General features: G+C 47.3%; 27 protein-coding genes. 20 read left to right on the top strand and 7 right to left on the bottom strand.

Annotated features, from left to right (window positions below; genetic code table 11):
- Positions 1–29: 29 nt before the first annotated feature.
- Positions 30–791, bottom strand: coding sequence for a MerR family transcriptional regulator (locus RIN81_RS13025; RefSeq protein WP_309090831.1), 762 nt, complete (start codon positions 789–791; stop codon positions 30–32).
- A gap of 288 nt (positions 792–1,079) precedes the next feature.
- On the opposite strand from RIN81_RS13025, the gene proC reads away from it, so the two are divergent.
- The 7 genes from proC (at position 1,080) to RIN81_RS12990 (ending at position 5,641) form a co-directional block, all read left to right on the top strand.
- A complete protein-coding gene (gene proC, locus RIN81_RS13020) occupies positions 1,080–1,922 on the top strand; it encodes a pyrroline-5-carboxylate reductase (RefSeq protein ID WP_309090829.1) in 843 nt (280 codons plus the stop codon).
- A 253-nt stretch (positions 1,923–2,175) separates the two neighbouring features.
- Entirely contained in the window at positions 2,176–2,466 is a 291-nt protein-coding gene (locus RIN81_RS13015) for a zinc ribbon domain-containing protein YjdM (protein ID WP_309090827.1), read from the top strand.
- A gap of 129 nt (positions 2,467–2,595) precedes the next feature.
- Complete coding sequence (locus tag RIN81_RS13010) at positions 2,596–3,021, top strand: DMT family transporter (RefSeq protein ID WP_309090825.1); 426 nt, start codon at positions 2,596–2,598, stop codon at positions 3,019–3,021.
- Between the two features lie 18 nt (positions 3,022–3,039).
- Positions 3,040–3,750, top strand: a complete 711-nt coding sequence (locus RIN81_RS13005) for a Crp/Fnr family transcriptional regulator (RefSeq protein ID WP_309090823.1) — start codon at positions 3,040–3,042, stop codon at positions 3,748–3,750.
- Positions 3,751–3,766: 16 nt separating this feature from the next.
- Positions 3,767–4,237: a DMT family transporter gene (locus RIN81_RS13000; protein WP_309090821.1), complete on the top strand. Its 471-nt coding sequence runs from the start codon at positions 3,767–3,769 to the stop codon at positions 4,235–4,237.
- Positions 4,234–4,938 (top strand): YjjG family noncanonical pyrimidine nucleotidase, encoded by a 705-nt coding sequence (locus tag RIN81_RS12995; protein ID WP_309090819.1) that lies wholly within the window; start codon positions 4,234–4,236, stop codon positions 4,936–4,938. Before RIN81_RS13000 ends, RIN81_RS12995 begins: the two co-directional genes overlap by 4 nt.
- A 241-nt stretch (positions 4,939–5,179) precedes the next feature.
- Positions 5,180–5,641 carry an aldo-keto reductase family protein gene (locus tag RIN81_RS12990; RefSeq protein WP_309090817.1) on the top strand — a complete coding sequence of 154 codons (462 nt, stop codon included), beginning with the start codon at positions 5,180–5,182 and terminating at the stop codon, positions 5,639–5,641.
- 96 nt (positions 5,642–5,737) lie between these two features.
- Here RIN81_RS12990 and gsiB read toward each other — a convergent pair whose 3' ends face one another.
- Together gsiB and RIN81_RS12980 are read right to left on the bottom strand one after the other, a co-directional pair.
- On the bottom strand, positions 5,738–6,190 hold the full coding sequence (gsiB, locus tag RIN81_RS12985) for a glucose starvation-inducible protein GsiB (RefSeq protein ID WP_309090815.1): 453 nt from the start codon (positions 6,188–6,190) through the stop codon (positions 5,738–5,740).
- 176 nt (positions 6,191–6,366) lie between these two features.
- The gene (locus tag RIN81_RS12980) at positions 6,367–8,106 is read right to left on the bottom strand and encodes an ABC transporter ATP-binding protein (RefSeq protein ID WP_309090813.1); all 1,740 of its coding nucleotides are present in this window, start codon (positions 8,104–8,106) and stop codon (positions 6,367–6,369) included.
- Positions 8,107–8,275: 169 nt separating this feature from the next.
- Here RIN81_RS12980 and cypC point away from each other — a divergent pair, with 169 nt between their 5' ends.
- The 4 genes from cypC to RIN81_RS12960 all read left to right on the top strand — a co-directional run bounded on the left by cypC (position 8,276) and on the right by RIN81_RS12960 (position 13,204).
- Complete coding sequence (gene cypC / locus RIN81_RS12975) at positions 8,276–9,535, top strand: CYP152 family fatty-acid peroxygenase CypC (RefSeq protein WP_309090811.1); 1,260 nt, start codon at positions 8,276–8,278, stop codon at positions 9,533–9,535.
- A 5-nt stretch (positions 9,536–9,540) separates the two neighbouring features.
- Positions 9,541–10,104, top strand: coding sequence for an O-acetyl-ADP-ribose deacetylase (locus tag RIN81_RS12970; protein WP_309090809.1), 564 nt, complete (start codon positions 9,541–9,543; stop codon positions 10,102–10,104).
- 114 nt (positions 10,105–10,218) lie between these two features.
- Positions 10,219–11,133, top strand: coding sequence for a LysR family transcriptional regulator (locus RIN81_RS12965; RefSeq protein WP_309090807.1), 915 nt, complete (start codon positions 10,219–10,221; stop codon positions 11,131–11,133).
- Between the two features lie 268 nt (positions 11,134–11,401).
- Entirely contained in the window at positions 11,402–13,204 is a 1,803-nt protein-coding gene (locus RIN81_RS12960) for an ATP-binding protein (protein ID WP_309090805.1), read from the top strand.
- Between the two features lie 66 nt (positions 13,205–13,270).
- Here the strand turns inward: RIN81_RS12960 and RIN81_RS12955 are convergent, their stop codons facing one another.
- Positions 13,271–13,855, bottom strand: a complete 585-nt coding sequence (locus tag RIN81_RS12955; protein ID WP_309090803.1) for an LOG family protein — start codon at positions 13,853–13,855, stop codon at positions 13,271–13,273.
- A 165-nt stretch (positions 13,856–14,020) separates the two neighbouring features.
- Between RIN81_RS12955 and RIN81_RS12950 the strand changes: the two genes are divergently transcribed.
- From RIN81_RS12950 to RIN81_RS12915, 8 genes are all read left to right on the top strand, one after another.
- Complete coding sequence (locus RIN81_RS12950; RefSeq protein ID WP_309090801.1) at positions 14,021–14,509, top strand: SRPBCC family protein; 489 nt, start codon at positions 14,021–14,023, stop codon at positions 14,507–14,509.
- 183 nt (positions 14,510–14,692) lie between these two features.
- On the top strand, positions 14,693–15,532 hold the full coding sequence (gene ypfJ / locus RIN81_RS12945) for a KPN_02809 family neutral zinc metallopeptidase (RefSeq protein ID WP_309090799.1): 840 nt from the start codon (positions 14,693–14,695) through the stop codon (positions 15,530–15,532).
- Between the two features lie 222 nt (positions 15,533–15,754).
- Positions 15,755–16,072, top strand: a complete 318-nt coding sequence (locus tag RIN81_RS12940) for a thioredoxin family protein (protein WP_309090857.1) — start codon at positions 15,755–15,757, stop codon at positions 16,070–16,072.
- A gap of 170 nt (positions 16,073–16,242) precedes the next feature.
- Positions 16,243–16,677 (top strand): MarR family winged helix-turn-helix transcriptional regulator, encoded by a 435-nt coding sequence (locus RIN81_RS12935; protein WP_309090797.1) that lies wholly within the window; start codon positions 16,243–16,245, stop codon positions 16,675–16,677.
- Between the two features lie 136 nt (positions 16,678–16,813).
- Positions 16,814–17,845: an NADH:flavin oxidoreductase/NADH oxidase gene (locus tag RIN81_RS12930; protein ID WP_309090795.1), complete on the top strand. Its 1,032-nt coding sequence runs from the start codon at positions 16,814–16,816 to the stop codon at positions 17,843–17,845.
- A gap of 128 nt (positions 17,846–17,973) precedes the next feature.
- A complete protein-coding gene (locus RIN81_RS12925; RefSeq protein WP_309090792.1) occupies positions 17,974–18,759 on the top strand; it encodes an enoyl-CoA hydratase-related protein in 786 nt (261 codons plus the stop codon).
- 73 nt (positions 18,760–18,832) lie between these two features.
- On the top strand, positions 18,833–19,549 hold the full coding sequence (locus RIN81_RS12920) for a YebC/PmpR family DNA-binding transcriptional regulator (RefSeq protein WP_309090790.1): 717 nt from the start codon (positions 18,833–18,835) through the stop codon (positions 19,547–19,549).
- Between the two features lie 135 nt (positions 19,550–19,684).
- Positions 19,685–20,314: a LysE family translocator gene (locus RIN81_RS12915; RefSeq protein ID WP_309090788.1), complete on the top strand. Its 630-nt coding sequence runs from the start codon at positions 19,685–19,687 to the stop codon at positions 20,312–20,314.
- A 42-nt stretch (positions 20,315–20,356) separates the two neighbouring features.
- Here the strand turns inward: RIN81_RS12915 and RIN81_RS12910 are convergent, their stop codons facing one another.
- The gene (locus RIN81_RS12910) at positions 20,357–20,653 is read right to left on the bottom strand and encodes a hypothetical protein (protein ID WP_309090786.1); all 297 of its coding nucleotides are present in this window, start codon (positions 20,651–20,653) and stop codon (positions 20,357–20,359) included.
- A gap of 160 nt (positions 20,654–20,813) precedes the next feature.
- Between RIN81_RS12910 and RIN81_RS12905 the strand changes: the two genes are divergently transcribed.
- Positions 20,814–21,248 (top strand): DnaD domain protein, encoded by a 435-nt coding sequence (locus RIN81_RS12905; protein ID WP_251272487.1) that lies wholly within the window; start codon positions 20,814–20,816, stop codon positions 21,246–21,248.
- Positions 21,249–21,282: 34 nt separating this feature from the next.
- Here RIN81_RS12905 and atzF read toward each other — a convergent pair whose 3' ends face one another.
- Both atzF and uca read right to left on the bottom strand, forming a co-directional pair.
- Complete coding sequence (gene atzF, locus RIN81_RS12900; RefSeq protein ID WP_309090783.1) at positions 21,283–23,028, bottom strand: allophanate hydrolase; 1,746 nt, start codon at positions 23,026–23,028, stop codon at positions 21,283–21,285.
- On the bottom strand, positions 22,988–26,644 hold the full coding sequence (gene uca / locus RIN81_RS12895; RefSeq protein WP_309090781.1) for an urea carboxylase: 3,657 nt from the start codon (positions 26,642–26,644) through the stop codon (positions 22,988–22,990). Before uca ends, atzF begins: the two co-directional genes overlap by 41 nt.
- Positions 26,645–26,654 lie beyond the last annotated feature (10 nt).

The raw sequence follows: 26,654 nt of genomic DNA, 5'->3' as shown, positions 1-26,654 counted from the left end.
AGAAGCCACACAACTGTGTGGCTTCTTTCTTACTTCACCCCTGTGTAAACCATAATTGCGTCCCGTAAAAATTGGGCGCCGCCTTTTACACGGGCATCATAATAAGCCGTAAACCGTTCATCTGCAATATACATTTCAGCGAGTCCCGCATGTGCTTCTTTGGAATAGCTCGGCCAAGAATAAACGAGCCATTCCTTATGCCTAGCAGCCAGCTCCTGCGCTTCATGTGAGGCAGGATCACCTGTAGCGGACGCTTTCTCCAGCAGGATGAAAATGTTCTCCCCAAGCTGGTTCATCGCATCAAAATCCTCTTTTGACATATTCATCAGCTTGGCGTTGCTGGCGTCAACCTTTTCATTCCCGTATCGGATGCGAATTTCACTGCCGTATTTTTGTTCGTTTTCCTCTACCATCTTTTCTTTCAGTCCTTCAAACTTTTCTTCATCCCGCATGAGGATCTCTCCTTCTTTGCTGGCGATCGTTTTTTTCACTGTCGCCATTATTTTTTCAAGACGGGCATGCTTGGCGGCCAGTTTTTCGTAATGGCTTTTCAGCGCAGCAAGCTCATTAAAGTCCGGCTTTTGTAAAATATCTGCAATATCATCCAGGCTGACGCCAAGTTCCCGGTAAAAAAGAATGTGCTGCAGCAGGTCTATTTCTTTTTGGCCGTAAAGGCGGTAACCGGATGAATTGATGCGCGCTGGCTTTAAAAGCCCAATTTGGTCATAGTAGCGGAGTGTGCGCGTTGTCACGCCGGACATTTGTGCCATTTTGTTGATGGTATATTCCATAAGCAGCCCTCCTGATAGCTCTTATCCTACACGCTGACGCTGCGTAAAGGTCAAGCGGTTATCTTTTTTTAATAAAAAATGATCTGAAAAAATCGCTTTTTCTTTTTTTCCTGAACGCCTATTCCTTTGCATCATTAAGCGCTGTTATTGGAAAGGGAAATAATGGCGAGTATATGTTCGGACTTCTTTTTTATTCTATGGTTCTCCCTTGACATATAACCTGAGCATGTTAGTATGAAAACCGTTATGAAAATACGAACAGAAAATACGAACACGAAGGAGAGACAGATGGGCAAACAAACCACAGTCGCGTTTTTAGGTGCAGGTTCAATGGCGGAGGCCATGATCGCGGGGATTGTTCAAAATGGACAATGGGCTCCGGAGCATGTGATCGTCACGAACCACAGCAATCATGAAAAACGGGCGGCGCTTCAAGTAAAATACGGAATCCGGGCGATGCAAAGCAGTGATTTGCCGTTTGATCAAATCGATTTCTTTATTTTAGCTATGAAGCCGAAAAATGCGGATACAGCACTGCAGTCATTAAAAGGCTCCATCCGTCCGCATCAGGTGATCGTTTCGGTGATGGCCGGCCTCACAACCGATTTTATCGAGGCATTTTTTCCAGAAGGCCAGCAGGTAATCCGAGCCATGCCAAACACTTCAGCTATTGCAGGTGAATCTGCAACAGCGATTTGCGCAGGTCGCTGGGTGAAGGAAGAAAACATAAACATTGCAACCGCCCTTTTGAGCAGTATCGGAAAAGTGTACCCCATTGAAGAAGAAAAGATGGATCTATTTACGGGCATTGCGGGAAGTGGTCCGGCATACTTTTATTTTTTGCTTGAACAAATGGAAAGAGCGGGCCGGGAAAGCGGAATGGACATTCAAATGGTCCGGGAGATCGGTGCGCAGACGCTGCTTGGCGCGGCCAAAATGATTATGCGGCAGGAAAACACGCCAGCCGAGCTGCGAGAGAACATTACATCGCCGAATGGCACAACATATGCGGGACTGGCAGCGCTCGAATCGTTTGGCGGAGGGGAAGCCATATACGAGGCGGTCAAAGGCGCCGCAAAAAGATCAAAAGAAATTAGTGAACAGTTTTCCCATACAGCAACACACGTATAAGTTGAAAAGGAGTGATTGGGTGGCCAATACGACCAAAAAAACAGGTGGTTGTGAAAATTGGAAGCCATTCTTAACGAGACAGCATAGAGAAGAAAAATAAAGCCTTTCTTCTAAGGTACGAGAAAAGCTGTCTTCAAGGAAAACCACTTTTTAGGGTAGATTGCTTCCGGAGAAAGACTGTAAGCCACGAGCTTACGATTTTCCTAGATTCATTGTATACCGGGAAGAAACAGTGAAGTTGGAGGAAATACAAATGACAGAACTGCCAAATTGCCCAGAATGCGCACATGAATGGACGCCTGGCGCAGCGGCCGAGAGCAGCGAGGATCGTAAAGTAGTGAAAGGTGCGAATGGAAACATCCTGCAAGACGGAGATTCTGTTTCAGTGATTAAAGATTTAAAAGTAAAAGTCACTTCATCCGTCATTAAAATTGGAACCAAAGTAAAAAGCGCTCGATTGGTGGATGGAGATCATGGCATCGACTGCAAAATTGACGGGTTTGGCGCGATGAAGCTGAAGTCGGAATTTGTGAAAAAGATTTAAGAAGAATTCATTTTGAAGCGCTTTTCAAAATGAGTTCTTTTCTTTTTTAATGATTGAGGACATATGTCCTTTTCAGCGTCTATCTTTTTGCTTTTTAATAAGAAAAAACAAAGAATAAGGAGAAGCAGGATGAAAGGGATTTTTTTCGCTTTTTTAGGCGGAGCATTTATTACATTGCAGGGTGTAGCCAATACACGAATTAGTGAAGCTATCGGCACATGGCAGGCCGCTTCATTAACGCAGCTGACCGGTTTTCTGGCAGCGCTGCTCGTTTTTCTGATTGTCCGGGATGGAACCTGGGGCCAGTTTAAGCAGGTAAAGCCGCTTTATTTGGCAGGCGGCGCTCTGGCTGCCATCATTATTTTCGGCAATGTGACGGCCATTCAGCATGTAGGTGTAACGTTAACGATTGCGGTACTGCTTATCGCGCAGCTTCTGTTTACCTTTATCATTGATTTGAATGGATGGTTTGGCGTCGTAAAACAGAAAATCAGACTGCCGCAGGTGATCGGCATTATGATGATGGTCGCTGGTGTGGTGATTTTAAAGCTTTAACAGAATGGGGGGAAAAAGGTGAAAGAGCAGACCGACCATAAGCAGCTGAAAGATTATTTACGTATGCATCACATTGAATCTGTTTTTCCGGATGAGCTGCAGCCGTATTTATCTTTATACCATTTTGATCCAGGAGAATGGGTGTGTTCTCAAGGTGAAGCACTTGAGAATGTCTATGTGCTGGTCAAAGGGAAGCTGAAGGTTTATACCACTTCTGCTGAAGGAAAAACGCTCATTCTTTCGTTTCAAAAGCCGCTTGCCGTTATTGGCGATATCGAGTATGTACAGGAAATAGACATCATTAACACGGTGGAAGCTGTTTCGCCGGCAGTGATGATTGGTGTGCATCATCATCTGCTGAAGCGATGGGCGGCCGATCACCCGCCGCTTTTACAATTTTTGCTTCATATTATTACAGAAAAGTTTTACATAAAGTCCACATCGTTAAACTTTCATTTTATGTATCCGGTAGATGTACGGCTGGCAAGTTATTTATTATCGGTTTCCTTCGATGAATCTCATGCACTTTTTGAAGGAAAACTGAGTACAGCCAGTTTAAGAGATGCGGCTAACTTAATTGGCACAAGTTATCGCCATATGAACCGGGTGATTCAGTCATTTTGCGCTCAAGGGCTTGTGGAGAGAAAAAAAGGATGTATTATAGTCAAGGACCGGCAGGGGCTTCAGGCACTGGCAGGACAAAGTATTTACGAGCCGCCAGGCAGATAGGAAGGGAGAAGAAAGGATGGCAATGGGTTTATTGTTTGCACTTGTAGCCGGTACACTGGTCAGCGTGCAAAATGTCTTTAACAGTAAGGTAAATGAATGGGCAGGCCGATGGGCAACGACTACGCTTGTTCTCGGGATGGGCTTTGCGGCGTCTTTTTTGATGGGTCTTCTGTTTGAAGGCGGAAAGCTTCTAGAGCCTAAGCCAATGGAGCCATGGTTTTGGTTCAGCGGCTTAATCGGTGTGGGAGTGGTAACGTGCCTTGTACAGGGGATTAAGCTTTTGGGACCGACATATGCAGTGGCGGTTGTGCTTACTGCGCAGCTGGGCTTTGCGCTTTTATGGGACTCATTTGGCTGGCTTGGCCTTGACCGAGTGCCATTTACGCTTCAGCAGTTTGTTGGGGTACTGGTCATTGTTGGAGGAATTGTGGTATTTAAGCTGGGCGGAGAACGCAGTGCAGAAAAGAAAGCGGGGCGATTTGAATGAAACACTACCGAACATTGTTATTTGATATTGATGATACGCTTTTAGATTTTCGCGCAGCAGAGCAGGCGGCACTGGCTCTGCTTTTTGTTGAGCAAAACATGCAGCTCACGGATGAAATAAAAGAAAGATACAAACAAATCAATCAACGGCTGTGGAGTGAGTTTGAAGAAGGCCGCATCACGCGTGAAAAAGTTGTAAACAGCCGTTTTTCTCTTCTGTTTCAAGAATACGGGTACTTAGTGGATGGAACTGTGCTGGAAGCAAAATACCGGAGCTATCTGGAGGAATGCCACCCGCTTATAGAGGGCGCACTGGAACTGGTGACGGGTTTGCAGCCGCACTATGACTTGTACATTGTGACAAATGGAGTGTCAAAAACACAATATAAACGCCTGCTGGATTCAAAGCTTCATGCGCTTTTTAAAGGTGTTTTTGTTTCTGAAGATACAGGTTTTCAAAAGCCGATGAAGGAATTTTTTGATTATGTGTCTGCACGTATTCCTCATTTCAATGCAGAAGAAGCACTGATCATTGGAGATTCATTGAATGCGGATATCAAAGGGGGACAGCAGGCAGGGATTGATACGTGCTGGTTTAATCCAGGCGTGAAGCCGAATAAAGCAGGGATTGAGCCGACTTATCAGATTCAAGCACTCGCAGAGTTGTCGCAGATCCTTGTGAGGGAAAAGGAGCCAGTATAAGGGAGCCAATACATTCGCAGGATAAAGAGAAGAATGAAAAGCACCGTGTTTTCCCGGGAAATGATTAGGTCTTTTATGAGGAGGAATACACGGGCAGCAAGTGATTTATTTCTTTAAGTTGTTCTCATATACGAAAGAAGCCCGAATATCGTATAATAGTAAAATAACTTGATTGTTCAATTTTTAACATGTTTCCTCCGCCTATAGAGAAAAATTTAAGGATCAGGGGTAAAGAGAAAAAATGAGAGAAATGGAACTTTATAAGAGAGAAGACGGGCTTCCAGCAATCGTTCAACACCTTCTTGACCGATCCGGCAGCAATGTTTCTGTTGAAATTCATGATTCAGAAGGCCGCCATACGATCGCCGGCGGCAAATACAGCCTGGCTCAGCATAAAATTACGCTTTATTGGGATGGTATTCAAGAACAGTGCCGCACACTCTACGGCTCATTGAAGCCGTTTGAACAGCATTTAGCCGCTGTATTTGCCCATGAACTTGGCCATGCGGAAGACCGGGAGCTGGAAGAGCTGGCCGACCAGCTTGACTGCACGGATGATCCGCTGGAGAAAAAACGGATCGCTCTGCGGATTGAAACAAACGCATGGAGTTACGCAAGCCACCTTTTACAGGAAGACAACAGTGAATTTTTACATTTCTTGATGCATATGTCGCTAGAACCGTATCACGATGGTGCGGCTTAAGGTATTTATACACGAAAAGCCCGCGGGCAATATCTTCAAAGAAGATATTGTCCACGGGCTTTTTTACCCTTATTGAGGGAGCCTCAAGCATCTGTTTTAACGGCGGCTTCTTTGTCCGCCTTTGCGGCCTGCTTCTTCACGGCTCATTTTGCCATCGTTGTCATCATTGTCGGAATTACGGCCTCTGGCTTCTCCGCCTTTTTGTCCGATTTCCTGATAGAACTCTTTGTCATGGCTTTCAGCGGTAGCTTCTCCGCCTTTTTTGCCGATTTCCTGGTAGAATTCTTCACCATGATTTTCAGCAGTAGCTTCTCCGCCTTTTTGTCCGATCTCCTGATAGAATTCTTTGTCATGACTTTCAGCGGTAGCTTCTCCGCCTTTTTGTCCGATTTCCTGGTAGAATTCTTTGTCATGGCTTTCAGCGGTAGCTTCTCCGCCTTTTTGTCCAATCTCCTGGTAGAATTCTTTATCGTGATTTTTTGCTGTTGCTTCTCCGCCTTTACGTCCTGCTTCTTCTCGACTCATTTTATCATTGTTATTATTAGCCATCGAAAATTCCTCCTCAGTAAATTTGGATTTCGCTTACGGTTGTATGTTACCCGGCTCTCAATCAATCAAACTGCATTTGTAAAAAAAGTTCCAAAGAACTAGAGAGCACTTTCAGTCATAGAAAAAGGCTTCTTTAGGCGTTCTTTTCTTTATGAAAACCTTGAATTTGAACCATGTTATGCCAGCTGCTGTTCGGCGAATTCCCGGTACAGTTGATGAGATTTGAGCAGCTCCTCGTGCGTTCCCATTCCCGTAACCTGCCCTTTTTCAATGAAAATAATTTGATCGGCGTCGACAATCGTAGAAAGCCTGTGAGCGATCACAAAGGTGGTGCGGCCTTTCATTAATTGCACCAGCGCTTCTTGGACAATCCCTTCTGATTGACTGTCAAGGCTGGCTGTTGCTTCATCCATCATTAAAATTTTTGGGTCCCGCAAAAAAGCGCGGGAAATCGCAATACGCTGTCTCTGGCCTCCGGACAGCTTCACACCGCGTTCGCCTACTTTTGTATCCAAACCGTTCGGAAAGCATCTAATAAACTGGTCGGCATAAGCCATTCTCGCTACTTCCCACAGTTGTTCATCCGGAATTGTTTTGCCGCCTGCCAGCCCATAAACCAAGTTTTCCCGAATCGTGCCAGCCATCATGGCACTTTCCTGGGGTACATAGCCGATTTGACTGCGCCACGAAGCCATCGATAAGTCCGCAATGGGTGTTGAGCCAATTCGAATTTCACCGGAAGAGGGCTCATAAAATCGCTCAAGCAGACCGAACATCGTCGTTTTGCCGCCGCCGCTCGGTCCGGCGAAGGCAATCATATCACCTGGCTGTGCTGTAAAAGACACTCCTTTTAAAACAGGCTCTTCTTTGCTGTAAGCGAACGATACATTGTCTACGTGGATAGGTTCATTCTTAATATCCATGTCTATTCCATCTTGTCCAGGCTCCGGCGGTAAATCCAGAATCGCGATAATCCGTTCAGTGGCTCCTTTTGCTTTTTGAAGCTGGGTGAAAAACATCGCGAATGAGGTAATGGGCATAATAATTTGAAACAAATAAAGCAAAAAGGCGACAAGGGAACCGGTTGACATAGTCCCGTTTGATACATGTATGCCGCCGTAGCCGATAATCATCACAACGACGATCATGACGACAAGATACATAAGCGGCGCGATCAGGGCGAAAATCCGTGCTTCCTTTAATCCAAACTGAAAGAGTCTTTCAATTCCCGCCAATCCTTTTCTTTCTTCGCTTTGTTCAGCCGTTGAAGCTTTCATTAAGCGGATTTCACCGAGCGTCTGCTGCACGTGTCCGGTAAAAGCGGCTGTTTCATCCTGCAGCCCGCGCGAGATTTGCGCCATCTTCCGCCCAAGCGGAAACATAATGGCGATCGCCAGCGGCACAGAGACGAGCATCAGCATCGTCATTTTCCAATCCATTAAAAGCAAAATGATCACAGCACCGATAATCAAAATGATGCCGGAAATAAATTGAGGAAATCGGTTAGAAATCAAGTCCTGTACGACACTTGTATCATTTACGACCCGGCTGACGGTTTCTCCGCTTGACTGCCGATCGAAATAGGAAACAGGCAGCCGGATCAGCTTCATCCACATCCGGTCACGCAGGCTTGAAACAATCTTATAACCGACAACGCTGAGCCAGTAAATCGAGAGGCCGTTAATGACAGCCTGGGCGATAAAGGCAAGGGCGATGGCAGATATGAGGGGTACACTCAAGGAAGAAAGCGAAAAGCCATCGACCAGGTTTTTGGTCAGTAAAGGAACGACCAGCCCGGCAGCTGTCGTCAGCACGCTTGCTGCCAGTCCGGCAACAAGCAGCCGCTGTGGAAACTCGGACGACAAAAGAAGAGAAACAAAAGGCTTTAACTTTAAGCTGTTCGGTCGGTTTTCCAACAGAATGAACTCCTATCTATATTCGTTTTTCCTTCAGTATACTCTCTTAAGGAAAAATCAGCATGGCCAAAGCTTTACAGGGAACGGAAGCCTTTTTGCGAAAAAAAGCTATATTTCCGGCAAAAGGGGGAAAACAAAGAGGAGCATAAAACATAAAGGAGAGATGTGGATGTCCGGACAAAACAAAATGCCGCATGAAGAAGGGCTGGATCAAAGCTTAAGCCTGCTTAGAGAAGGATACATGTACATACCAAGCCGGCGCAGGTCTTTTCAATCCGATTTGTTTGAAACGCGTTTAATGGGGAAGCCGGCGATTTGTATGGGCGGCAAGGAAGCGGCCGCTTTGTTTTATGATCCGGCAAAGTTTCAGCGGGAAGGAGCGGCGCCGAAGAGAGTCGTTAAAACGCTGTTTGGAGAAGGCGGCGTTCAAACACTTGACGGGGAAGCACACCGGCAGCGGAAAGCGGCTTTTATGTCTTTAATGGCTCCGAAACACATTGCCCGGCTGAATGGCATCGCTGAAGAACAGTGGAAAGCGGCAGCAAGGAAGTGGACACTGCAAAACGGGATCGTTTTATACAAAGAAGCCAAAGAACTGCTGTGCCGGATTGCCTGCCAATGGGCCGGTGTACCACTTGAGGAAGAGGAAGTACAGCAGCGGACAGAGGAATTGAGTGCTTTGTTTGAATCCGCCGTTTCAGCCGGACCGGAATACTGGAAAACACGCCGATCCAGACGAAAAGCTGAAAAGTGGGTAGGCGGCCTGATTGAAGAGGTGCGGGCTGGGAAGCTCCATCCACCGGAAGAATCAACGCTGTATGTGTTTTCTCATCATCGGGAGCTGGATGGTGAATTATTGGATACAAAAACAGCCGCTGTAGAAGTGGTGAATATTTTAAGGCCGATTACAGCGGTGTCCATTTACCTTGCTTTTACGGCACTTGCGCTGCATCAGTTTCCAGAGCAAAAACCAACATTAACGTCTGCCAATGGTTCCTATACAACATGCTTTGTGCAGGAAGTCCGCCGCTTTTATCCGTTTTTTCCTTTCACGGGCGCTAAAGTGAAAAAAGATTTTGAATGGCGGGGCATGCACTTTAAGGAAGGAACGTTAGCGCTTCTCGATTTATACGGCACCAACCATGACCCGCATCTGTGGGAAAATCCAGATTTGTTTCAGCCGGAACGGTTTGGAGAGTGGGATAAAAGCCCGTTCGATTTTATTCCGCAGGGCGGCGGCGACTATCATAATGGGCATCGCTGCGCAGGAGAATGGATTACGATCGAGCTGATGAAAGTAAGCGTTGATTTTCTCGTTAACCGTTTGTCTTACGAAGTACCTGAGCAGGATATCAGCTTCAGTATGACCAGCATGCCAAGCATGCCGAAAAGCGGCTTTATCATGCGTCACATCCAATTAAAGGAGTGAAGACAATGAAAACACAAATCAATGATAATGTTCTTGAACTTATGGTCGGAGACATTACTGAGCAGACAACAGAAGCGATCGTCAATGCCGCTAATGGGTCACTGCTTGGAGGCGGCGGGGTAGACGGAGCCATTCACCAGGCAGCAGGGCATGCGCTAATGGATGAGTGCAAAAAAATCCGTACTGAACAGCTGAACGGGGAAGAGCTGGCAACAGGTGAAGCCGTTCTGACAAAAGGGTACGAGCTGCCGGCTGAATATGTGATTCACACAGTAGGCCCTGTGTGGAGCGGCGGGTCAGAAGGAGAAGAAGAAAAGCTTGCTTCCTGTTACCAGAATACCTTAATGCTGGCAGCAGATAACGGGATTAAAAGCATCACATTCCCATCCATCTCGACCGGTGTATACGGTTTTCCAATCGAGCAGGCAGCGGTTGTCGCTCTCCGCACGGTCATCGATTTTCTAGAGAAGCAGGCATTTGGCTATGTAGCTTTTACATTGTTTTCAGATCACGACTACCGGATTTATGAAGCGGCTATGAACCGCGTTATGCAGGAAGAAGGCCGCTGAGCAAGCTCGGCGGTTTTTTTGTGCGTGCCATCCCTTGTTTCACAAAGCGGTCGTTGTTTGGCATAATAGGGGTTTAGAAAAATAGACCAATATGTAAAGTGAAGAGGTAGAAAGATGACTCTGCAGCAGTTAAAGTATGTGATTGAAATTGTACACTGCGGTTCGATTAATGAAGCAGCACGCCGGCTTTTTTTGTCACAGCCGAGCTTGTCGAAAGCCGTAAAAGAGCTGGAGGCTGAACTTGGTATTACTATTTTTATCCGGACACCAAAAGGCATTACACTGTCTACAGATGGAGCGGAATTTTTAGGCTATGCACGTCAGGTAGTTGAGCAGGCAGAACTGCTTGAGCGGCGCTATTTAGGATCCCCGCCGGCACGCCAGCTTTTCTCTGTTTCCACACAGCATTATGCATTTGCCGTCAATGCATTTGTAGACATGATTAAAAAGCATGGGGCAGATGAGTACCAGTTTACACTGCGTGAAACGAGAACCTATGAAATTATCGAGGACGTGAAAAACCTGCGCAGCGAGATTGGGATTCTTTATATCAGCTCTTTTAATGAAAAAGTGATGGGACAGCTGCTGAAGGAAGAAGGGCTTTTGTTTCATCCGCTGTTCCAAGCGAAACCGCACATTTTTGTCAGCGCGCAAAATCCACTGGCCGGCCAAGCATCCGTTACGCTTGAAGACCTGGAAGAATACCCGCGCTTGTCGTTCGAGCAGGGGGAATTCAACTCCTTTTATTATGCAGAAGAGCTGTTCAGCACGCTTCCGCGTTCTAAAAGCATTCAGGTGAGCGACCGGGCTACGCTGTTTAATTTATTGATTGGATTGAATGGTTACACGATTTCTACCGGTATTTTAAGCGAGGATTTAAACGGCTCGAATATTGTGCCAGTACCGCTTGAGGCAGATGAAACGATTACGGTCGGCTGGATCGCACATGAAAAAACACGGCTTGGCCGGATGGCGCACGTGTATCTCCAGGAGCTTCAAAATATCATCGAAGCTCATTTGGCTCCGTAATATCACTTTTATCTATAACGGAAAATCTATTTTAACCGTTACGCTATACCTTTGTTTCATAATGATACATACAACTTAATGAACGAAGGGAATCAATACAAACGACCGCACAAATAAAAACCCTTTTAGGTTGTTGGGGGATGAAAAAACAGGGGAGAGCTTTCCCTGTTTTTTCTTTGACTTTTCTAAAGGGCTGGCGAAAAATGTTCGAAACATGAGCCGGTTTCCTGTAGGATAGAAGAAACAAGTATATTTTACAGGTGATGACATGGCTTTTTTATTAATGGTCTTTTTTTCGCTTATTCCGCTTACAACGTTTGTCATTTTGTTTCGCCTTAAGTATCAGCGTATCACCTATCCGCTTGCTGTTTTTTATTTAGCGGTTTCAATGTGGCAGATGAGCATTGCTGTTCTCTACGGCGAGGACTGGCTGGATCAGAGAACGATTGAAAGCTTGTTCCGCTTTTTTAGAATGGGAACAGTTGTTTTTGCTCCGCTTTTATTTTATATGGTCTATCAGCTGCTTTTTTTTGAAGAACTGCAGTTTGATGTCCGGAAAAAGAAAATACTTCAAAAGATGATCAATCGCTTTTCTTATATTGGGATGCTCATTTGGACTATTGTCGTTTATATAATCAGCTGGACACCGCTTGGGATTGCCGATTTTGATCGCCATTCCATCCCGCCGTTTAACGAAGAGTTTTACTATCCGATGGCGGGCCCGCTCGGCTGGACGTTCTTGATTCATATTTTATTGATCATTGTGATGGATTTGCTCGCTATTTATTTAACATTTAAAATCGTCGACAAGCATCGCCGCACGTTCTTAAGAGTCTTTTTCGTTTCTCTTTTATTAGCGTACTCATTCGGGGTAATCAATTTATCGTCGGACAGCCCTTTGTTTCAAGCGATTTTGGCTCTTATTATTTTAGTAATGGGCATTTTCACAGCATACGTGAAATTGATTTACAACAAGATGGAGGAAGTAAACGGACAGCTGTTGATTCAGCAGCTTTTTCTCCGAAGGGTCATCGATGCGAATCCGAATTTTATTTATGCAAAAGACCAGTACGGGCGCTTTACGATGGCGAACGCCGCCATTGCTGCTTTATATGGCGTTTCTTCTGAACAAATGCTTGGAAAACGAGAAAGCGATTTTTATGCAGATCCAAAGCAGGCAGAAGAGATGGCAAAGGAAGATATGTATCTGCTGGAGAAAGATGAAGCAAAGATACAGGAAAAACAGTACTTGCAAACGCCGGATAACCGTATTTACACAGTACAAATAACGAAAAAACCGCTCTTTTTTTCAGCAGGGCATAAGGAACTGCTTTGTGTAGCGACGGATATTACCGAAATGGAGCAAAAGGAAGAATATATACGAAAAACAGAAAAGTTGAATATTGTCGGTCAGCTGGCCGCCGGCGTCGCCCATGAGATTCGCAATCCGCTCACTTCCTTAAAGGGATTTATTCAGCTGATTGATCAGGAATATTCCATTGATCCGAAATATACGAAGATTATGCTCGATGAGCTTGAGCGTATTGAGTTCGTTTCGAGCGAGATGCTCGTTCTTGCTAAGCCTGAAGTCATCGTAAAACAAAGCATTACCTTGAGCCATTTAATGAGAGACGTCGTCGACCTTTTAAATATGCAGGCTATCACCCAAAGCATCACTATTCAAATGGAGCCGTTTAAGGAAGAGATCGAGCTTGAAGGAAATGCAAATCAGCTTAAGCAGGTATTTATTAATGTGTTAAAAAATGCGGTGGAAGCCTCGCCGAAAAATAGTATCATTTCCATTGACCACGAGCAAATCTATAACAGGCTGGCCGTTTCTATAACAGACCGGGGAATGGGCATGCCAAAAGAGCGGATAGAAAGGCTCGGGGAACCTTTTTATACGAGTAAGGAAAAAGGTACGGGACTTGGACTGATGGTCAGCATGAGAATTATAAAGGAGCACGGCGGCGATATGACATTCGAGAGCCATGAAGGAGAAGGAACAAAGGTAACCGTTTGGCTGCCGATTAAAGCGGGTGAGAAGAAAGGGAAAAGCGCAGGCGCCTGACATTCGCCCGGAAAAAGAAGAAACTGCCCAAAAAGCATGCTTCCATAGAAAAGGAAGCATGCTTTTTTAATACATGGTTTTTTCTTTTTTATATGTTTTCACAGCCGGCGGTTCGTACGCATGAAACGAGCGGATCAGCTGTGCTGCCGAATCATGGACTAAGAGCATGGAACGGTACTGCTCCTGTAAAAATTGTTCAGTAGTCATATGGTCAAAGAAGGAAACAAGCGGATCAAAATAATTCGCAGCATTCAACAGGCCGATCGGCTTTTGATGAAGGCCGATTTGTGCCCACGTAAACACTTCAAAAAACTCTTCCATCGTGCCGGCGCCGCCCGGCAGTACAATAAATGCATCAGCAAGTTCGGCCATTTTCGCTTTTCTTTCATGCATCGATTCCACAACATGCAGTTCGGTAAGCCGGGTATGGGCAATTTCCCGCTCCTTCAGCAATGTTGGAATCACGCCTATTACTTCGCCGCCTTCCCGCAAAACCGTGTCGGCTACTGTCCCCATGAGCCCCGCGCTCGATCCGCCATAAACAAGGCTGATACCCCGCTTGGCTAGTTCTTTTCCGAGTGAAACAGCGCTGTCTGTATAGCTTATTGATGCGCCGCTTGCCGAACCGCAAAAAACTGCTATTCTCTTCATCCACCTAGCCCCGTTTCTTTTCTTTTTCTTCAAGTATACTTTGTTTGTTAGGAAAACAGAACAGCAGAGTCCTGATCTTTACAGTAGATTTACATCGGGCATGTACAATCCTCTTTATGTGACGTATAGTCAATAGAAGGACGTATTATGAAAGGGGATTGGGAGATGAACGTAGTTATTACAAAACAAGTACATGCACCGCAGGACCTTATGTTCAGCATGTGGACAGATGGAAACCATTTGCTGCACTGGTGGGGATCGCCGGGTGTGAAGCTTGATGTTGTATCGATTGACGTGAAGCCGGGCGGGCTGTTTCACTATAAGCAGACACTGCCGGATGGACAAGTGGTGTACGGAAAATTTACATATCATAAAGTGGAATCACCGAACAAGCTTGCTTTTACCAGTTCATTTGCGGACGAACAAGGGGAGACGGTCCGTGCGCCATTCAATGAAAGCTGGCCGCTTGAAGTTTTAAATACGCTCAGTTTTTCAGAAGAAAACGGCGAGACGACGATTGAGATAGAAGGAATGCCGTTTAACGCGACAGAAGAAGAAAGAGCGGTGTTTCAATCCGCCGAAGAAGCCATTAAAAAAGGATTTTCCGGAACATTTGCACAGCTTGAAGCCTATGTAGAAAACATACGATCATAAAAAAACTTTTATAAGGGACGATTCGTTTTTTAAATGAAAAAGACGATCGGTCCCTTTTTTATATGTTATTTCCACACTTTTCTATCAACCCGCAGGCGAAAATGTCTTTTTTCACAGTCTAACGCTTCTCTCCGCTGGGTATAACACTAGTACGATCAAGGTTTTTCTGGAGGAGGGAATACAGTGAAATGGCAGGGAAGAAGAGGCAGCTCAAACGTGGAAGACCGGCGGGGCATGGGCGGAAAAGCGGTGCTTGGCGGCGGGCTTGGTGGAGTTGGCTTAATTATAGTGCTTATTTTTACGCTGCTTGGCGGTGATCCGTCTCAATTACTTGGCGGTATATCGGGCACCAATACGGTTCCTTACGAAGAAACTGAACAAGATCAGGAGCTTGCCGAGTTTGTGTCTGTTGTGCTGGCTGATACAGAAGATGTATGGACTAAAGTATTTCAGGAAGAAGGCATGGTATACGAAAAACCGGTTTTAGTCTTATATTCCGGCAGTGTAGACTCCGCCTGCGGAACCGCCACCTCAGCGGTCGGTCCTTTTTATTGTCCGGGTGACCAGAAGCTCTACATCGATTTAAGTTTTTATCAAGAACTGCAAAGCAAGTTTCAAGCACCTGGAGACTTTGCAATGGCGTATGTGATCGCCCACGAAGTCGGGCACCACGTTCAAACACTGCTGGGCACCTCTCAAAAAGTACATGCTTTGCGGGAGCAGCTGAGCGAAGAAGAGTACAACAAATATTCGGTTAAGCTGGAACTGCAGGCCGACTACTATGCGGGCGTCTGGGCTCATCATGCACAGGGAATGGATTTGCTTGAAGAAGGTGACGTAGAAGAAGCATTGACTGCGGCAAGCGCCGTCGGAGATGATACGATTCAAAAGCGCTCACAAGGATATGCTGTACCGGACAGCTTCACGCACGGTACATCAGAGCAGCGGAAAAAATGGTTTTACCGCGGCTTTCAATCCGGTAATTTAGAAAACGGAGACACCTTTAACGCAAAGGATTTATAAAGGGCTTAGGCGGGTTTATGAATAACAGGGCCTGATGATTCTGCTGCATAGCCAGAAAAAGTTTTTATCGGCTATGCAGCAGAATAACTCGGCTCATTATAAAAATCCAGACGAGTCACGATAAAAGAAGAGGTTTCAACGGCCGTTGAAACCTCTTCTTTTTTCTTTCGCTTAAAAAGTCGTATAATGGGTTGTACATGAAAAAAGCTGGAGGGAATCATGATGGAAAAATTGCAATCACTGGATCAATTTAAGCAGTTGAAAAAAGAAGAGCGCGTTGTTTTTATGTTTTCAGCGGATTGGTGTCCGGACTGCCGGGTCATTGAGCCGATCTTGCCGGGTATTGAAGCGGATTATCCGGAATATCAGTTTGTTTATGTAGACAGGGATGAGTTTATTGACTTGTGCGGTGAGCTGAATGTATTTGGTATTCCGAGCTTCGTCGCTTACCATAGCGGAGAAGAAGCGGGCCGATTTGTCAGCAAAGACCGGAAAACACAGGAAGAAATCGAAGCGTTCCTTAACAGCTTATCCGCTTGATTGTCTTATGCCGCTGCTCGATTTGAGCAGTGGTTTTTTCATGAGCGCAGCCAGGCGCGGTACAACCGAAACGGCCTGCCTGCTGTTGAAGGAAGAAGCGGACATAGTATAATGAAGTATACTGCTTCATGCATAGGATGATTATTTTGCAGAAATAGGTGAACGTGAAGATGGAAAACGATCAAAAGGCGCCGCTGTTTAACGGGTGGCTCGCCTTGACCAGGATGCAGGCGGCTGTTGCACAGGATCTGGAGGGGGCACTGCAGCAGGAGCACGGCCTTTCGCTAAATGAATGCTACGTGCTGCTGTTTTTATCAGAAGCCCCGGAGAAAAAACTAAAATTGTATCAGCTGCAGGAAATGGTCGGCTTAAGTCAAAGTGCGCTGTCCCGCCTGGTAAACCGGCTTGAAGAAAAAAACTGCCAGGTTCTCAGGCGTCATAGCTGCGAGGATGACCGCCGTGCTATTTACGCTTCGCTTACAAAAGAAGGAGAAGAAAAGCTGGAAAAGGTATTAAATACTTTTTGCAAAACGCTTGAGTCCGCTTTTTCAAGCTCGGCTGTTCAAGAAAGTCTTCAGTCTGCATTTCGTCAGCTGAAAAGATAAGTGTGTTTAGGAAGCTTTCCATTTGGGGAAAGCTTTTTTGTATGCAATGCGCATTGTTTGACAGAGAAGTTCTGGTAGAGGATAATTTACATGCACGCGCATACATATAAAATGCAGGGAAAAGGAGACGAACAGCATGGAGCATTTGTTTACACCTTACAAAATAAAAGGACTTGAATTAAAAAACCGTGTCGTGATGCCGCCAATGTGTCAATACTCGGTAGAAGCAAAAGACGGAATCGCAAATGACTGGCACTTTGTTCACTATGTCAGCCGAGCAGTTGGCGGAACAGGCTTTATTATTATTGAAATGACCGACGTAGAGCCGGATGGCCGTATTACAGACTTTGACTTAGGTTTGTGGTCAGACGGGCAAATTCCAGCTCTAAAACGAATTATTGATGCTGTTCACCAGCACGGAGCAAAAGTGGCGATTCAAATCGCTCATGCCGGACGCAAAGCAGAAGATGCGGAGCAGCCGGTGGCACCATCTGCCATTGCTTTTGACGAGAAGTCTAAAACACCAAGAGCATTATCGACGGAAGAAGTCAAAGAGATGGTCGAAAAGTTCAGGTCTGCTGTCCGCCGGGCAGTGGAAGCAGGAGTGGACGCCATTGAGCTTCACGGAGCGCATGGCTACTTGATTCACCAATTCCAGTCTCCGCTGACAAATAAACGGACTGATGAATATGGACAAGAGTTAACAAAGTTCGGAAAAGAAGTGATTGCTGCAGCTAAGAGTGAAATGCCGGAAGACATGCCGCTTATTATGCGTATTTCTGCAAGAGAATATGTTGAAGGCGGCTATGGGATTGAGGAAAGCATTGCCTTTTCAAAAGAGTATAAAGCAGCAGGTGTTGACATGTTCCACATTAGCGCAGGCGGCGAAGGCCCAATTGCCGCAGCTGGACGGCCGGGCACGCATGCCGCTTATCAAGTACCACTGGCGCGGGCTATCAAAGAAGCGGTCGACGTACCCGTTATTGCAGTCGGGCGCCTGGATGAGCCTGTTTTGGCCAATGCGGTGATCGGCAACGAAGAAGCTGATCTTGTGGCGGTCGGACGCGGCATGCTGAGAAATCCAAACTGGACGCTTGAAGCAGGTGTTCAATTAGGAAAAGAAGCAGGCATTCCTAAACAGTACCAAATGGGCTTCCCAAGAAAATAAAACAGAAGCAGGAGCGTTTGAACAAGTTTGTTCAGACGCTTTTTTGCGGGTAAATAATGAGTGAATACTCATTTGGGTTTTTGTACAATAAAATGAAAACAAGATGTTAACAAGGAGAGTGAATAGAAATGAAGCCTTTTTCTTTGATTCAAACAAAAGTGGAAAACAAGATCGCTTACATGATGCTGAAAAATCCGCCTGTGAATGCGCTGAATGAAAGATTGCTGGAAGAGCTGGAGCAGTGTATCGATGAGCTGAATAACAATCCGTCTGTCAGAGCTGGTATTTTAACAGGGGATGGCTCTTTCTTTGTGGCCGGGGCAGATATTAAAGAATTCACATCTTTGTTTGGACAGGTAGAAGAAGCAAAGAAAGCCGCGCAGAAAGGCCAGGCATTATGTATAAAAATAGAGCAGTCCGAAAAGCCGATCATTGCCGCGATTAATGGTGCCTGCCTGGGCGGGGGGCTGGAACTGGCGATGAGCTGTCATCTGCGGATTGCGGTGCATGAAGCAAAACTCGGGCTTCCCGAAACAAAGCTTGGCTTGATTCCAGGCTACGGGGGGACGCAGCGCCTCACCCGGTTAACGAATACGGCAACGGCGCTTGAACTCATTTTAACCGGCCGGTTTATAGATGGACGGGAAGCAGAACGGATTGGTTTGGTGAACCGTTCTGTCGAGGCAGATCAGCTTTTGCAAGAAGCGGCCGGGATAGCGGAGCTCATTTCACAGAAAAGCCGCTTGTCTGTAAAAGCAGCGATGCAGGCTGTATTCGGGGGTGCAGAGCTTCCACTTGAGAACGGATTGGCGCTTGAAGTGGAACAATTCGGTGCGCTGTTTGCTTCGCAAGATGTGCAGGAGGGCGTAACCGCTTTTATCCAAAAGCGTCCGGCTGTATTTCGGGATCAATAAACCCTCTTTGTATGGAGATCTATGTTTATTGTATAATAAACATAGATTGTAAAATGGAAAGCGAGTGTTCAGTGTGGGACGTAAATGGAATAACATTAAAGAAAAGAAAGCATCAAAAGATGCCAACACAAGCCGTATTTACGCCAAATTCGGCCGTGAAATCTACGTAGCAGCCAAGCAGGGCGAGCCGAATCCAGAAAGCAATCAGGCGCTTCGGATGGTGCTTGAGCGCGCGAAAACATACAGCGTGCCTAAAACGATTATAGACCGGGCGATCGAAAAAGCAAAAGGCGGAGCGGAAGAAAACTACGATGAGCTTCGCTACGAAGGATTTGGGCCAAGCGGCTCTATGGTGATCGTAGATGCTTTAACAAATAACGTGAACCGGACCGCTTCTGATGTGCGGGCTGCATTTGGGAAAAACGGCGGAAACATGGGTGTGAGCGGTTCGGTTGCTTACATGTTTGATGCAACAGCTGTGTTTGGCTTGGAAGGAAAAACAGCGGACGAAGTGCTGGAGCTGTTAATGGAAGCTGATATCGATGTACGGGATGTGCTTGAAGAAGAAGATTCCGTGATTGTGTACGCAGAGCCGGATCAATTCCATGCCGTGCAGGAAGCACTGAAAGCAGCGGGCGTAACAGAATTTACAGTTGCGGAGCTGACGATGCTTGCACAAAACGACGTGACATTGTCAGAAGAAGACCAGGCACAATTCGAAAAAATGATTGATGCTATCGAAGATTTAGAGGATGTACAGCAGGTATACCACAACGTTGATTTGGGATAAGGAGAAAAAAGCAGCGCTCTAAGGAAGCGGCTGCTTTTTCTTTTGTCCAAAACGCTTTAGCAAGATAAACTGGATTATTTTAGGGCGTGACTGCTATCATAAGAGTAGAATAAGAAGCAAAAGTGAGGGTGCATCATGTTTGATTTTTCGACATTGCTGACGTTTACGGCGGTTGTGATCGGCTTGTTTTTGGTTCCCGGTCCGGCTGTTTTGCTAACGGCAGCACGAACGGTTCAAAACGGGCGGAAAGCAGGCGTTATTACCGGCCTGGGTCTTGCAACGGGTGATTTAATTCATACTATTTTTGCGGCTGTCGGCCTGTCGGCTATTTTAATGACATCTGCTTCCGCATTTAATATGGTGAAGTGGGCCGGTGCCTTTTATTTATTTTATATGGGCATCCGGGCTGTTTTCGCTAAGGCCTCTCAAACGGAAATGGCAAAGGCATCGGCAGCTTCAGCCGGGCGCATTTATAGACAAGCGATTCTGGCAGAAGTATTAAATCCGAAAACGGCGCTGTTTTTTCTGGCTTTTTTGCCACAGTTTGTGGATCCGGCGCGCGGAGCGTCTGTTTTTCAATTTATGACACTCGGTCTCATTTTCGTGCTGCTCGGCGTGGTGTATACGACGCTGATTGCGCTGGCCATCGAACCGATCAGCGAGCGGATAAAGCGCATTTCCTGGCTGAACCGGGGCGGTGGTAATAAAGTGATCGGGGCAATTTATATCGGCCTTGGCGTTAAAATAGCACTTCAAGGGCGCTGATAAAAGTAAAAAACAGCCTCTCATGCCAGAGGCCGTTTTTTATTAAGCGTGTTTCCATGTTGTAGATTGTCCGGATTTAGGGCAGGATGGGAAAGTATCTCCTTGTGCAAGCTCCATTTCGTCTTTGTCTTCATCTACATACGTACCGGCTTCTGTCACGCGGTCGCCGGTATTGTGTATATGATCTTCATGGCGCCAGGTGGTCGGTGCATTTGTATTCGGGCAGACAGGAAATTGTTCGCCTTCCTTTAATTCTTCCCTTTTGCCAGCGGCACAAATGTAGGCGCCGGTTTCTTGAACGGGTTCATCTGTGTGGTGAAGATCTTTTATTGTGCTCATCGGAAAAGTCCTTTCTTTTTTCGGCTTAAAAGAGCTTTTGTGTAGTAGAATAGCCGGGAATACGGAACTTCAAACATTTTCTAGAAAAAAGAAGGCTTTAGAAAGGGGCAGGCGGGGAAAGAAAAGGAATAAGGATTCTTTAAAAAGGAGGAAACGCTCAATGACGAGCCATAACGCTGCCGCATATTTTAAAAGTATTAGTCCACGGCAGATGATCATGCATACCACTGGAAAAGATTCCGTCTCTAATATGGATCTTACTGTTATTGCCGATTTAAATAAACGGTACCACCTGCGAGATGAGGTGATTAATGTCCTTATTCAATACATACTTTTGGCTTCCTTGTCTCTCAGCCACCCGTCGCTTTTTAAAATTGCGATGCACTGGAGCAGGTTAAAGGTGGAAACCGCAGAAGAAGCAATGAATCTCGTTCAAAAAGAACATACAAAATATAAAACGCTTTGGATGACGGATATTCTTCACTCGAAGAAAAAAACCGTCCTCACAGTGGATATGATCCGTGGGGCCGCTGCCAGTAATTTAACAGATGAACAGCTTGGCGCTTATATTCGGGAGCTGTTTACGCGCTCATAAAAAAGCTTCAGCGGCTTAATGCCGCTGAAGCTTTTTAGTTTTGGCGATATCGCCATCCGCCGAGGGAAGAGATATCTTTTCCAGCCGCTGCCGCGCTTGCTTCACACAAGAATCCCTGCACATGTGTGCCATCTTCGAGCTCAATAGTGCCAAAACCAAGCGGCGACGGAATAAGGGAAACAAATGATCCTAATTGAGAAATAGGCATTTCCCACAATTCCAATTCAATAGAGAAGCCATCCTCTGTTGTTCGAATGAGCCCCGGTTTTTTCGGCATGGTATCGAGCTCTACAAGCTTATAGTCGGGAGCTGTTTTTGCTTCCCGGACAAAACGGGCTTCGTGCTCGAGCATTTGCTTTTCAAGCGGAAATCCTTTCATGTGAAGGCCGCAGACAGCAACCAGCGTCGTGGATGGTTTTTTAGGCACGCGGCGGCCATGCAAAAACAAGCCGGCGAAGCCCGAAATCAAATGCTCATCTCGCGGTCCTGAAAACAGTGTAATGCCAAACGGCACGTTTTGGGCTGCGTCTTCGGCTGGAATGTTCACAGCGGACAAATCAAGCAAATTGCAGTGATTTGTATAAAGCCCCATTTGACTGTTTGTGTGAACAGGGTTATGGCGAACCTCTTCGCGTGTCCACGTACCGCCGGCTGTCGGCATAACCAAAACGGCATCTTGAAGCTGCTGATGGGCTCTTTGTTTAAACGCCTGAAGCGTATGCATCGCATTGAAAACGGAGGCTGCGTCATATTCCGGCTTAGCTCCGGATCGTAGTACAGTTTCTGTTACCGGGAATACGACACTTTGATGCTCGTTAATGAACGAGCCCAAATCAGCCCAGCGCTCTGCTACCCACGGTCCGTCGTATAAAACAGCCGCCGCCTCGGAAAGGTAGGTGACATCGATTGATTCAACAGGCAGACCGAGCGCATGCAGCTTTTCTAACGTATGCTGCCAGGCCTGTTTGTATTGATCTGCGAACGGTCCGTAAAAAACCGGCAATTCGCTTGGTATTAATATTTTTTCGGGAAGCGCTGATGCCTGGCGTGTAATCTGTTTCGACCATGGGTCCCGGGCATCAAAGCCGCGGGCAGCTTGATCGACAAGATCTGCATCATCTAGGCTGTTGGCAAAAACCGTTACACAATCAAGGCTCGCACACGCCGGAACGACGCCTTTGACCGGCCATGCACCCAGGCTCGGCTTGTAGCCGATCAATCGGTTGAGCCCGGCCGGTACGCGTCCGGATCCTGCTGTGTCTGTGCCGAGTGAAAAAGCCGCCTGGCCGCGGGCGACGGATACGGCGGAGCCCGCGCTTGAACCGCCGCTGATTAAATCGGGGTTCAGCGCATTTTGCGTTTCGCCATACGGGCTTCTTGTTCCAACAAGGCCAGTCGCAAATTGGTCTAGGTTTGTTTTTCCGACTGGAATAGCACCTGCGTCAATCAAGCGCCCAACGACGGTTGCATGTTCATCGGGTGTGTAAGCAAATTCTGCACACCCCGCTGTTGTCGCCACACCAGCAAGGTCGATGTTGTCTTTAATGGCAAATGGAATGCCCCAAAGCGGTGCCTGGGATGGATCGATAGTTTTTAACCGCTCTACGTAAGGGCGGATGAAGCTCCAGGACGGCGGTGTAATCCAAATATTCATGTCTCGGTCAGTCTCAGACCGTTCGATAATTTTTTCAACGACCATCTCCGGCTTTAAGCTGCCAGATTGGTAGCCCTTCTTTAACTCACGAATGGATAACGTTTTCGGCAGGTTTATCGTCTGCATCAAAAGCACCTCGCTTTTCTTTGGTAATGGAAACAATCAACTGTCCCGCATGAACTTCATCTCCCGGCGCTACATAAACAGACTCGACAAAGCCATCACATGGAGCCGGCTGGGGAAACTCCATTTTCATGCTTTCTTCAATGATAAGCGTATCGCCTTTCTTCACTTCGTCTCCTGGAGAAACAAGAACCTTCCACACACTTCCAGGCATTGAGCAGCGGACCGCTTCCGCTCCTTCCGGAATGGTTTCTTCCGCTGGCTCTGCTGCTTCGTGTTCGGACACATATTCCGTAAGGCCAAGTTCGCGCCAGCTTTCCCGCTCGGCATGGAAAGCAGCCTGCTGTGTTTGGCGGAATTCCTGGGCGCTTTCTTCAATGGATTCGAGAAAAGCTAAATAGTCGCCGAGTTTAAAGGTGGTTTCCGTAATGTCGATTTCAAAACGTCCGCGCAGGAAGTCTTCACGCATTTCAAGCAGTTCGTCCGCACTAACCGGATAAAATTGAATTTGGTCGAAGAAACGGAGCAGCCACGGCTTGCCGGCCTGGAAGCTTTCGGTTTCACGAAGCCGGTTCCAGACCTGTACGGTACGGCCGACAAACTGATAGCCTCCTGGTCCTTCCATGCCATATACACACATGTAAGCACCGCCGATCCCTACTGCGTTTTCCGGCGTCCATGTACGAGCCGGGTTGTATTTAGTGGTCACAAGCCGGTGGCGCGGGTCGACCGGCGTTGCGACAGGGGCACCGAGGTACACATCTCCCAGGCCGAGAACAAGATAATTGGCGTCAAATACGATACGTTTTACATCTTCGATGTCGTTTAACCCGTTGACCCGGCGGATAAATTCGAGGTTGCTCGGGCACCACGGAGCGTCAGGGCGGACATTTTTCTGATAGCGCTCGATGGCCAGCTGCGTCGCCGGATCATCCCAGGAAAGGGGAAGTCGGACGATGCGCGATGGCACTTCAATTTCTTCAAGCGGTGGAAGCTTTTCATCGATGGCTGCGAGAACTTCGCAAAGCTCCGTGATCGACATTTTGGAAGCATCGATATGAACCTGCAAAGAACGGATACCCGGCGTCAAATCAAGAACCGGAATGTCAGAGCGTGCTTGAACGGCTTCCATTAAAGCATGAACTTGAAAACGAAGCAGAAGGTCAAGCTCCATCTTCCCATATTCAACCAGTACGTGCTCGTCGCCTGCTGCCCGGATCATCATCGGGAAGCTGCCCGTTGACTGCTCAACGAGAATCGGATAATCCGGCGTAAGGCGGGCCGCTTTTTCCGGAAGCAATGGAAGCAGAGAAGACGCTTCCTGTAACCCAATGGCATTCAAGTGCTCCTCTTGTGTCTGGCGAAGAACTTCGGCTTCCTGGAGCGTCAACAGCTGAAAACGGATGCGGTCGCCGGCATGCAGCTGGCCGATCTTCCAAAATTCTGCGGAAGCCGTTGTGACCGGGCAGACAAATCCGCCCAGGCTCGGTCCGTCCGGACCAAGTAAAATCGGCATGTCACCTGTTAAATCAAGTGTTCCGATGGCATACGCATTATCATGAATATTAGACGGGTGAAGGCCGGCTTCACCGCCGTCTTCACGTGTCCAGAGCGGGGCAGGCCCAATTAAGCGGACACCAGTGCGCGAGCTGTTAAAGTGAACTTCCCAGCTTGTTTCAGTGAGCTGCTTCAAGTATTCCGGCAATAAAAATTCAGTTGTACAATGAGGGCCTGGGATCACACCAATGGTCCATTCTTTTGTTAAAACCGGCTGTTTGTCTACCGCAAGCGCCGCAGGAGAAGGAAGGGAAACAGGATGAACCTGCAAAACATCTCCTGTCCGCAGCGCCCGTCCGCCATGTCCGCCGAATCCGCCAAGGGTAAACGTTGCTGCACTGCCGAGGTGAAGCGGCATATCTAACCCGCCTGCGACGAGGAAGTAAGTGCGCATGCCTGTTTCGGCTTCACCGAACGTCAGCACCTGTCCGCGCTTTGCCTGCACAATCGTATACATAGGCACCGCTTCTTTATCCAGTACAGCCTTCATGTCCGCTCCTGTCAGGCAAAAAGCAGTATCGCCGCGGAAACGGTAAGACCCGCCGCGAAGAGTCAGTTCAAGGCCGGCAGCCCGGTCTTCATTCCCTAAAAGTTTATTGCCGATTCGGAACGAAAAAGGATCCATCGGTCCGCACGGAGGAACGCCAACATCCCAGTGGCCGACACGACCCGGCCAGTCCTGCACGGTCGTTTGAATGCCGCCATCAAGCACTTCAATCGCCTGTTCCGCCGGTGTAAAACCGTCGAGCATACGGGTATGAACGAGACCGCTTCGGCAGTCTTTTTCCTGTAGGAGCGCTTGAATGAATTGAAGATTCGTTGTCACACCGTAAAGGCGCGTTTCACGAAGTGCTGCGTGCAGCTTGTCGATGGCTTCTTCGCGCGTATCAGCATGAACAATCACTTTCGCAAGCATAGGGTCGTAAAGAGACGTCACGTTCAGCCCGTCCCGCACCCATGTTTCAATGCGGGCTTGTTCAGGAAAGCGGACCTGGTCGAGCTGACCGCCGCTTGGCCGGAAGTCGTTCAAGCAGTCTTCTGCATAAATGCGAGCTTGAATACTGTGGCCTTTTGGCGCTTTGTATAAGTGGCTGAGCCCGCGTAATTCGCCTGCTGCCTCGCGCACCATCCATTCCACTAAATCGATGCCAAGCACTTCCTCCGTCACGCCATGCTCGACTTGAAGCCGGGTATTTACTTCAAGAAAATAAAACTGTTCTGCTTCTGGATCATATAAAAATTCGACGGTTCCCGCACTCCGGTAGCCGACTTCTTCTGCAAGACGCCTGGCAGAGTCGAGCATTTGTTTACGGACCGCAGAAGAGAGGCAGGGAGCCGGACTTTCCTCAACGACTTTTTGATTGCGCCGCTGAATCGAGCAATCCCGCTCGCCAAGCGCGGCTACCTCACCGAATTCATTGCCGAAAATTTGCACTTCTACATGGCGCGCTTTTTGAATGTATTTTTCTAAAAACACACCGCCATTGTTAAAGTTGGTCTCGGCTAGACGGCATACTGAATCGAAGGCGTCACAAAGCGCGGTTTCATCCTCGCAGACACGCATGCCGATGCCGCCGCCGCCCGCTGTGCTTTTCAGCATAACCGGATAGCCGATTTTTGCTGCTTCTGACAAAGCTGTTTGAAGATCTGTAATGAGTGCTGTACCGGGAAGAAGCGGGACGCCCGCTTTTTCCGCCATTTCACGGGCAGAATGCTTTAAGCCAAACAGCTCCATTTGTTCTGGTGTCGGGCCGATAAATGCAATGCCATTTTCGCGGCAGGCACGGGCAAAATCAGCATTTTCGCTTAGAAATCCGTATCCGGGGTGAATGGCCTGAGCGCCTGTTTGGATAGCGGTGTTTAAAATAAGCTCTGCATTTAAATAGCTGTCTTTCGCTGCGCCTTCCCCAATTAAAATCGCTTCATCTGCTAAATCAACATGCAGGCTGTCCTGGTCTGCTTTCGTATAGACGGCAACAGAGGCGATGCCCATTTGGCGAAGGGTTCGTTCAATGCGGACGGCAATGGCTCCGCGGTTGGCAATTAATACTTTTGTAAGCATGGTCATCGCT

Source organism: Domibacillus sp. (assembly GCF_031181085.1).
GTDB lineage: Bacteria > Bacillota > Bacilli > Bacillales > Domibacillaceae > Domibacillus.
Note: the sequence above shows the minus strand (reverse complement) of the source record. Positions and strands in the feature narration are given on the sequence as shown.

What these genes read in the sequence shown, in the direction of transcription:
- RIN81_RS13025 (WP_309090831.1), bottom strand. Translation starts at nt 791, where the DNA reads ATGGAATATACCATCAACAAAATGGCACAAATGTCCGGCGTGACAACG.
- proC (WP_309090829.1), top strand. Translation starts at nt 1,080, where the DNA reads ATGGGCAAACAAACCACAGTCGCGTTTTTAGGTGCAGGTTCAATGGCG.
- RIN81_RS13015 (WP_309090827.1), top strand. Translation starts at nt 2,176, where the DNA reads ATGACAGAACTGCCAAATTGCCCAGAATGCGCACATGAATGGACGCCT.
- RIN81_RS13010 (WP_309090825.1), top strand. Translation starts at nt 2,596, where the DNA reads ATGAAAGGGATTTTTTTCGCTTTTTTAGGCGGAGCATTTATTACATTG.
- RIN81_RS13000 (WP_309090821.1), top strand. Translation starts at nt 3,767, where the DNA reads ATGGCAATGGGTTTATTGTTTGCACTTGTAGCCGGTACACTGGTCAGC.
- RIN81_RS12995 (WP_309090819.1), top strand. Translation starts at nt 4,234, where the DNA reads ATGAAACACTACCGAACATTGTTATTTGATATTGATGATACGCTTTTA.
- RIN81_RS12990 (WP_309090817.1), top strand. Translation starts at nt 5,180, where the DNA reads ATGAGAGAAATGGAACTTTATAAGAGAGAAGACGGGCTTCCAGCAATC.
- gsiB (WP_309090815.1), bottom strand. Translation starts at nt 6,190, where the DNA reads ATGGCTAATAATAACAATGATAAAATGAGTCGAGAAGAAGCAGGACGT.
- cypC (WP_309090811.1), top strand. Translation starts at nt 8,276, where the DNA reads ATGTCCGGACAAAACAAAATGCCGCATGAAGAAGGGCTGGATCAAAGC.
- RIN81_RS12970 (WP_309090809.1), top strand. Translation starts at nt 9,541, where the DNA reads ATGAAAACACAAATCAATGATAATGTTCTTGAACTTATGGTCGGAGAC.
- RIN81_RS12965 (WP_309090807.1), top strand. Translation starts at nt 10,219, where the DNA reads ATGACTCTGCAGCAGTTAAAGTATGTGATTGAAATTGTACACTGCGGT.
- RIN81_RS12960 (WP_309090805.1), top strand. Translation starts at nt 11,402, where the DNA reads ATGGCTTTTTTATTAATGGTCTTTTTTTCGCTTATTCCGCTTACAACG.
- RIN81_RS12955 (WP_309090803.1), bottom strand. Translation starts at nt 13,855, where the DNA reads ATGAAGAGAATAGCAGTTTTTTGCGGTTCGGCAAGCGGCGCATCAATA.
- RIN81_RS12950 (WP_309090801.1), top strand. Translation starts at nt 14,021, where the DNA reads ATGAACGTAGTTATTACAAAACAAGTACATGCACCGCAGGACCTTATG.
- RIN81_RS12940 (WP_309090857.1), top strand. Translation starts at nt 15,755, where the DNA reads ATGGAAAAATTGCAATCACTGGATCAATTTAAGCAGTTGAAAAAAGAA.
- RIN81_RS12935 (WP_309090797.1), top strand. Translation starts at nt 16,243, where the DNA reads ATGGAAAACGATCAAAAGGCGCCGCTGTTTAACGGGTGGCTCGCCTTG.
- RIN81_RS12930 (WP_309090795.1), top strand. Translation starts at nt 16,814, where the DNA reads ATGGAGCATTTGTTTACACCTTACAAAATAAAAGGACTTGAATTAAAA.
- RIN81_RS12925 (WP_309090792.1), top strand. Translation starts at nt 17,974, where the DNA reads ATGAAGCCTTTTTCTTTGATTCAAACAAAAGTGGAAAACAAGATCGCT.
- RIN81_RS12915 (WP_309090788.1), top strand. Translation starts at nt 19,685, where the DNA reads ATGTTTGATTTTTCGACATTGCTGACGTTTACGGCGGTTGTGATCGGC.
- RIN81_RS12910 (WP_309090786.1), bottom strand. Translation starts at nt 20,653, where the DNA reads ATGAGCACAATAAAAGATCTTCACCACACAGATGAACCCGTTCAAGAA.
- RIN81_RS12905 (WP_251272487.1), top strand. Translation starts at nt 20,814, where the DNA reads ATGACGAGCCATAACGCTGCCGCATATTTTAAAAGTATTAGTCCACGG.
- atzF (WP_309090783.1), bottom strand. Translation starts at nt 23,028, where the DNA reads ATGCAGACGATAAACCTGCCGAAAACGTTATCCATTCGTGAGTTAAAG.
- uca (WP_309090781.1), bottom strand. Translation starts at nt 26,644, where the DNA reads ATGCTTACAAAAGTATTAATTGCCAACCGCGGAGCCATTGCCGTCCGC.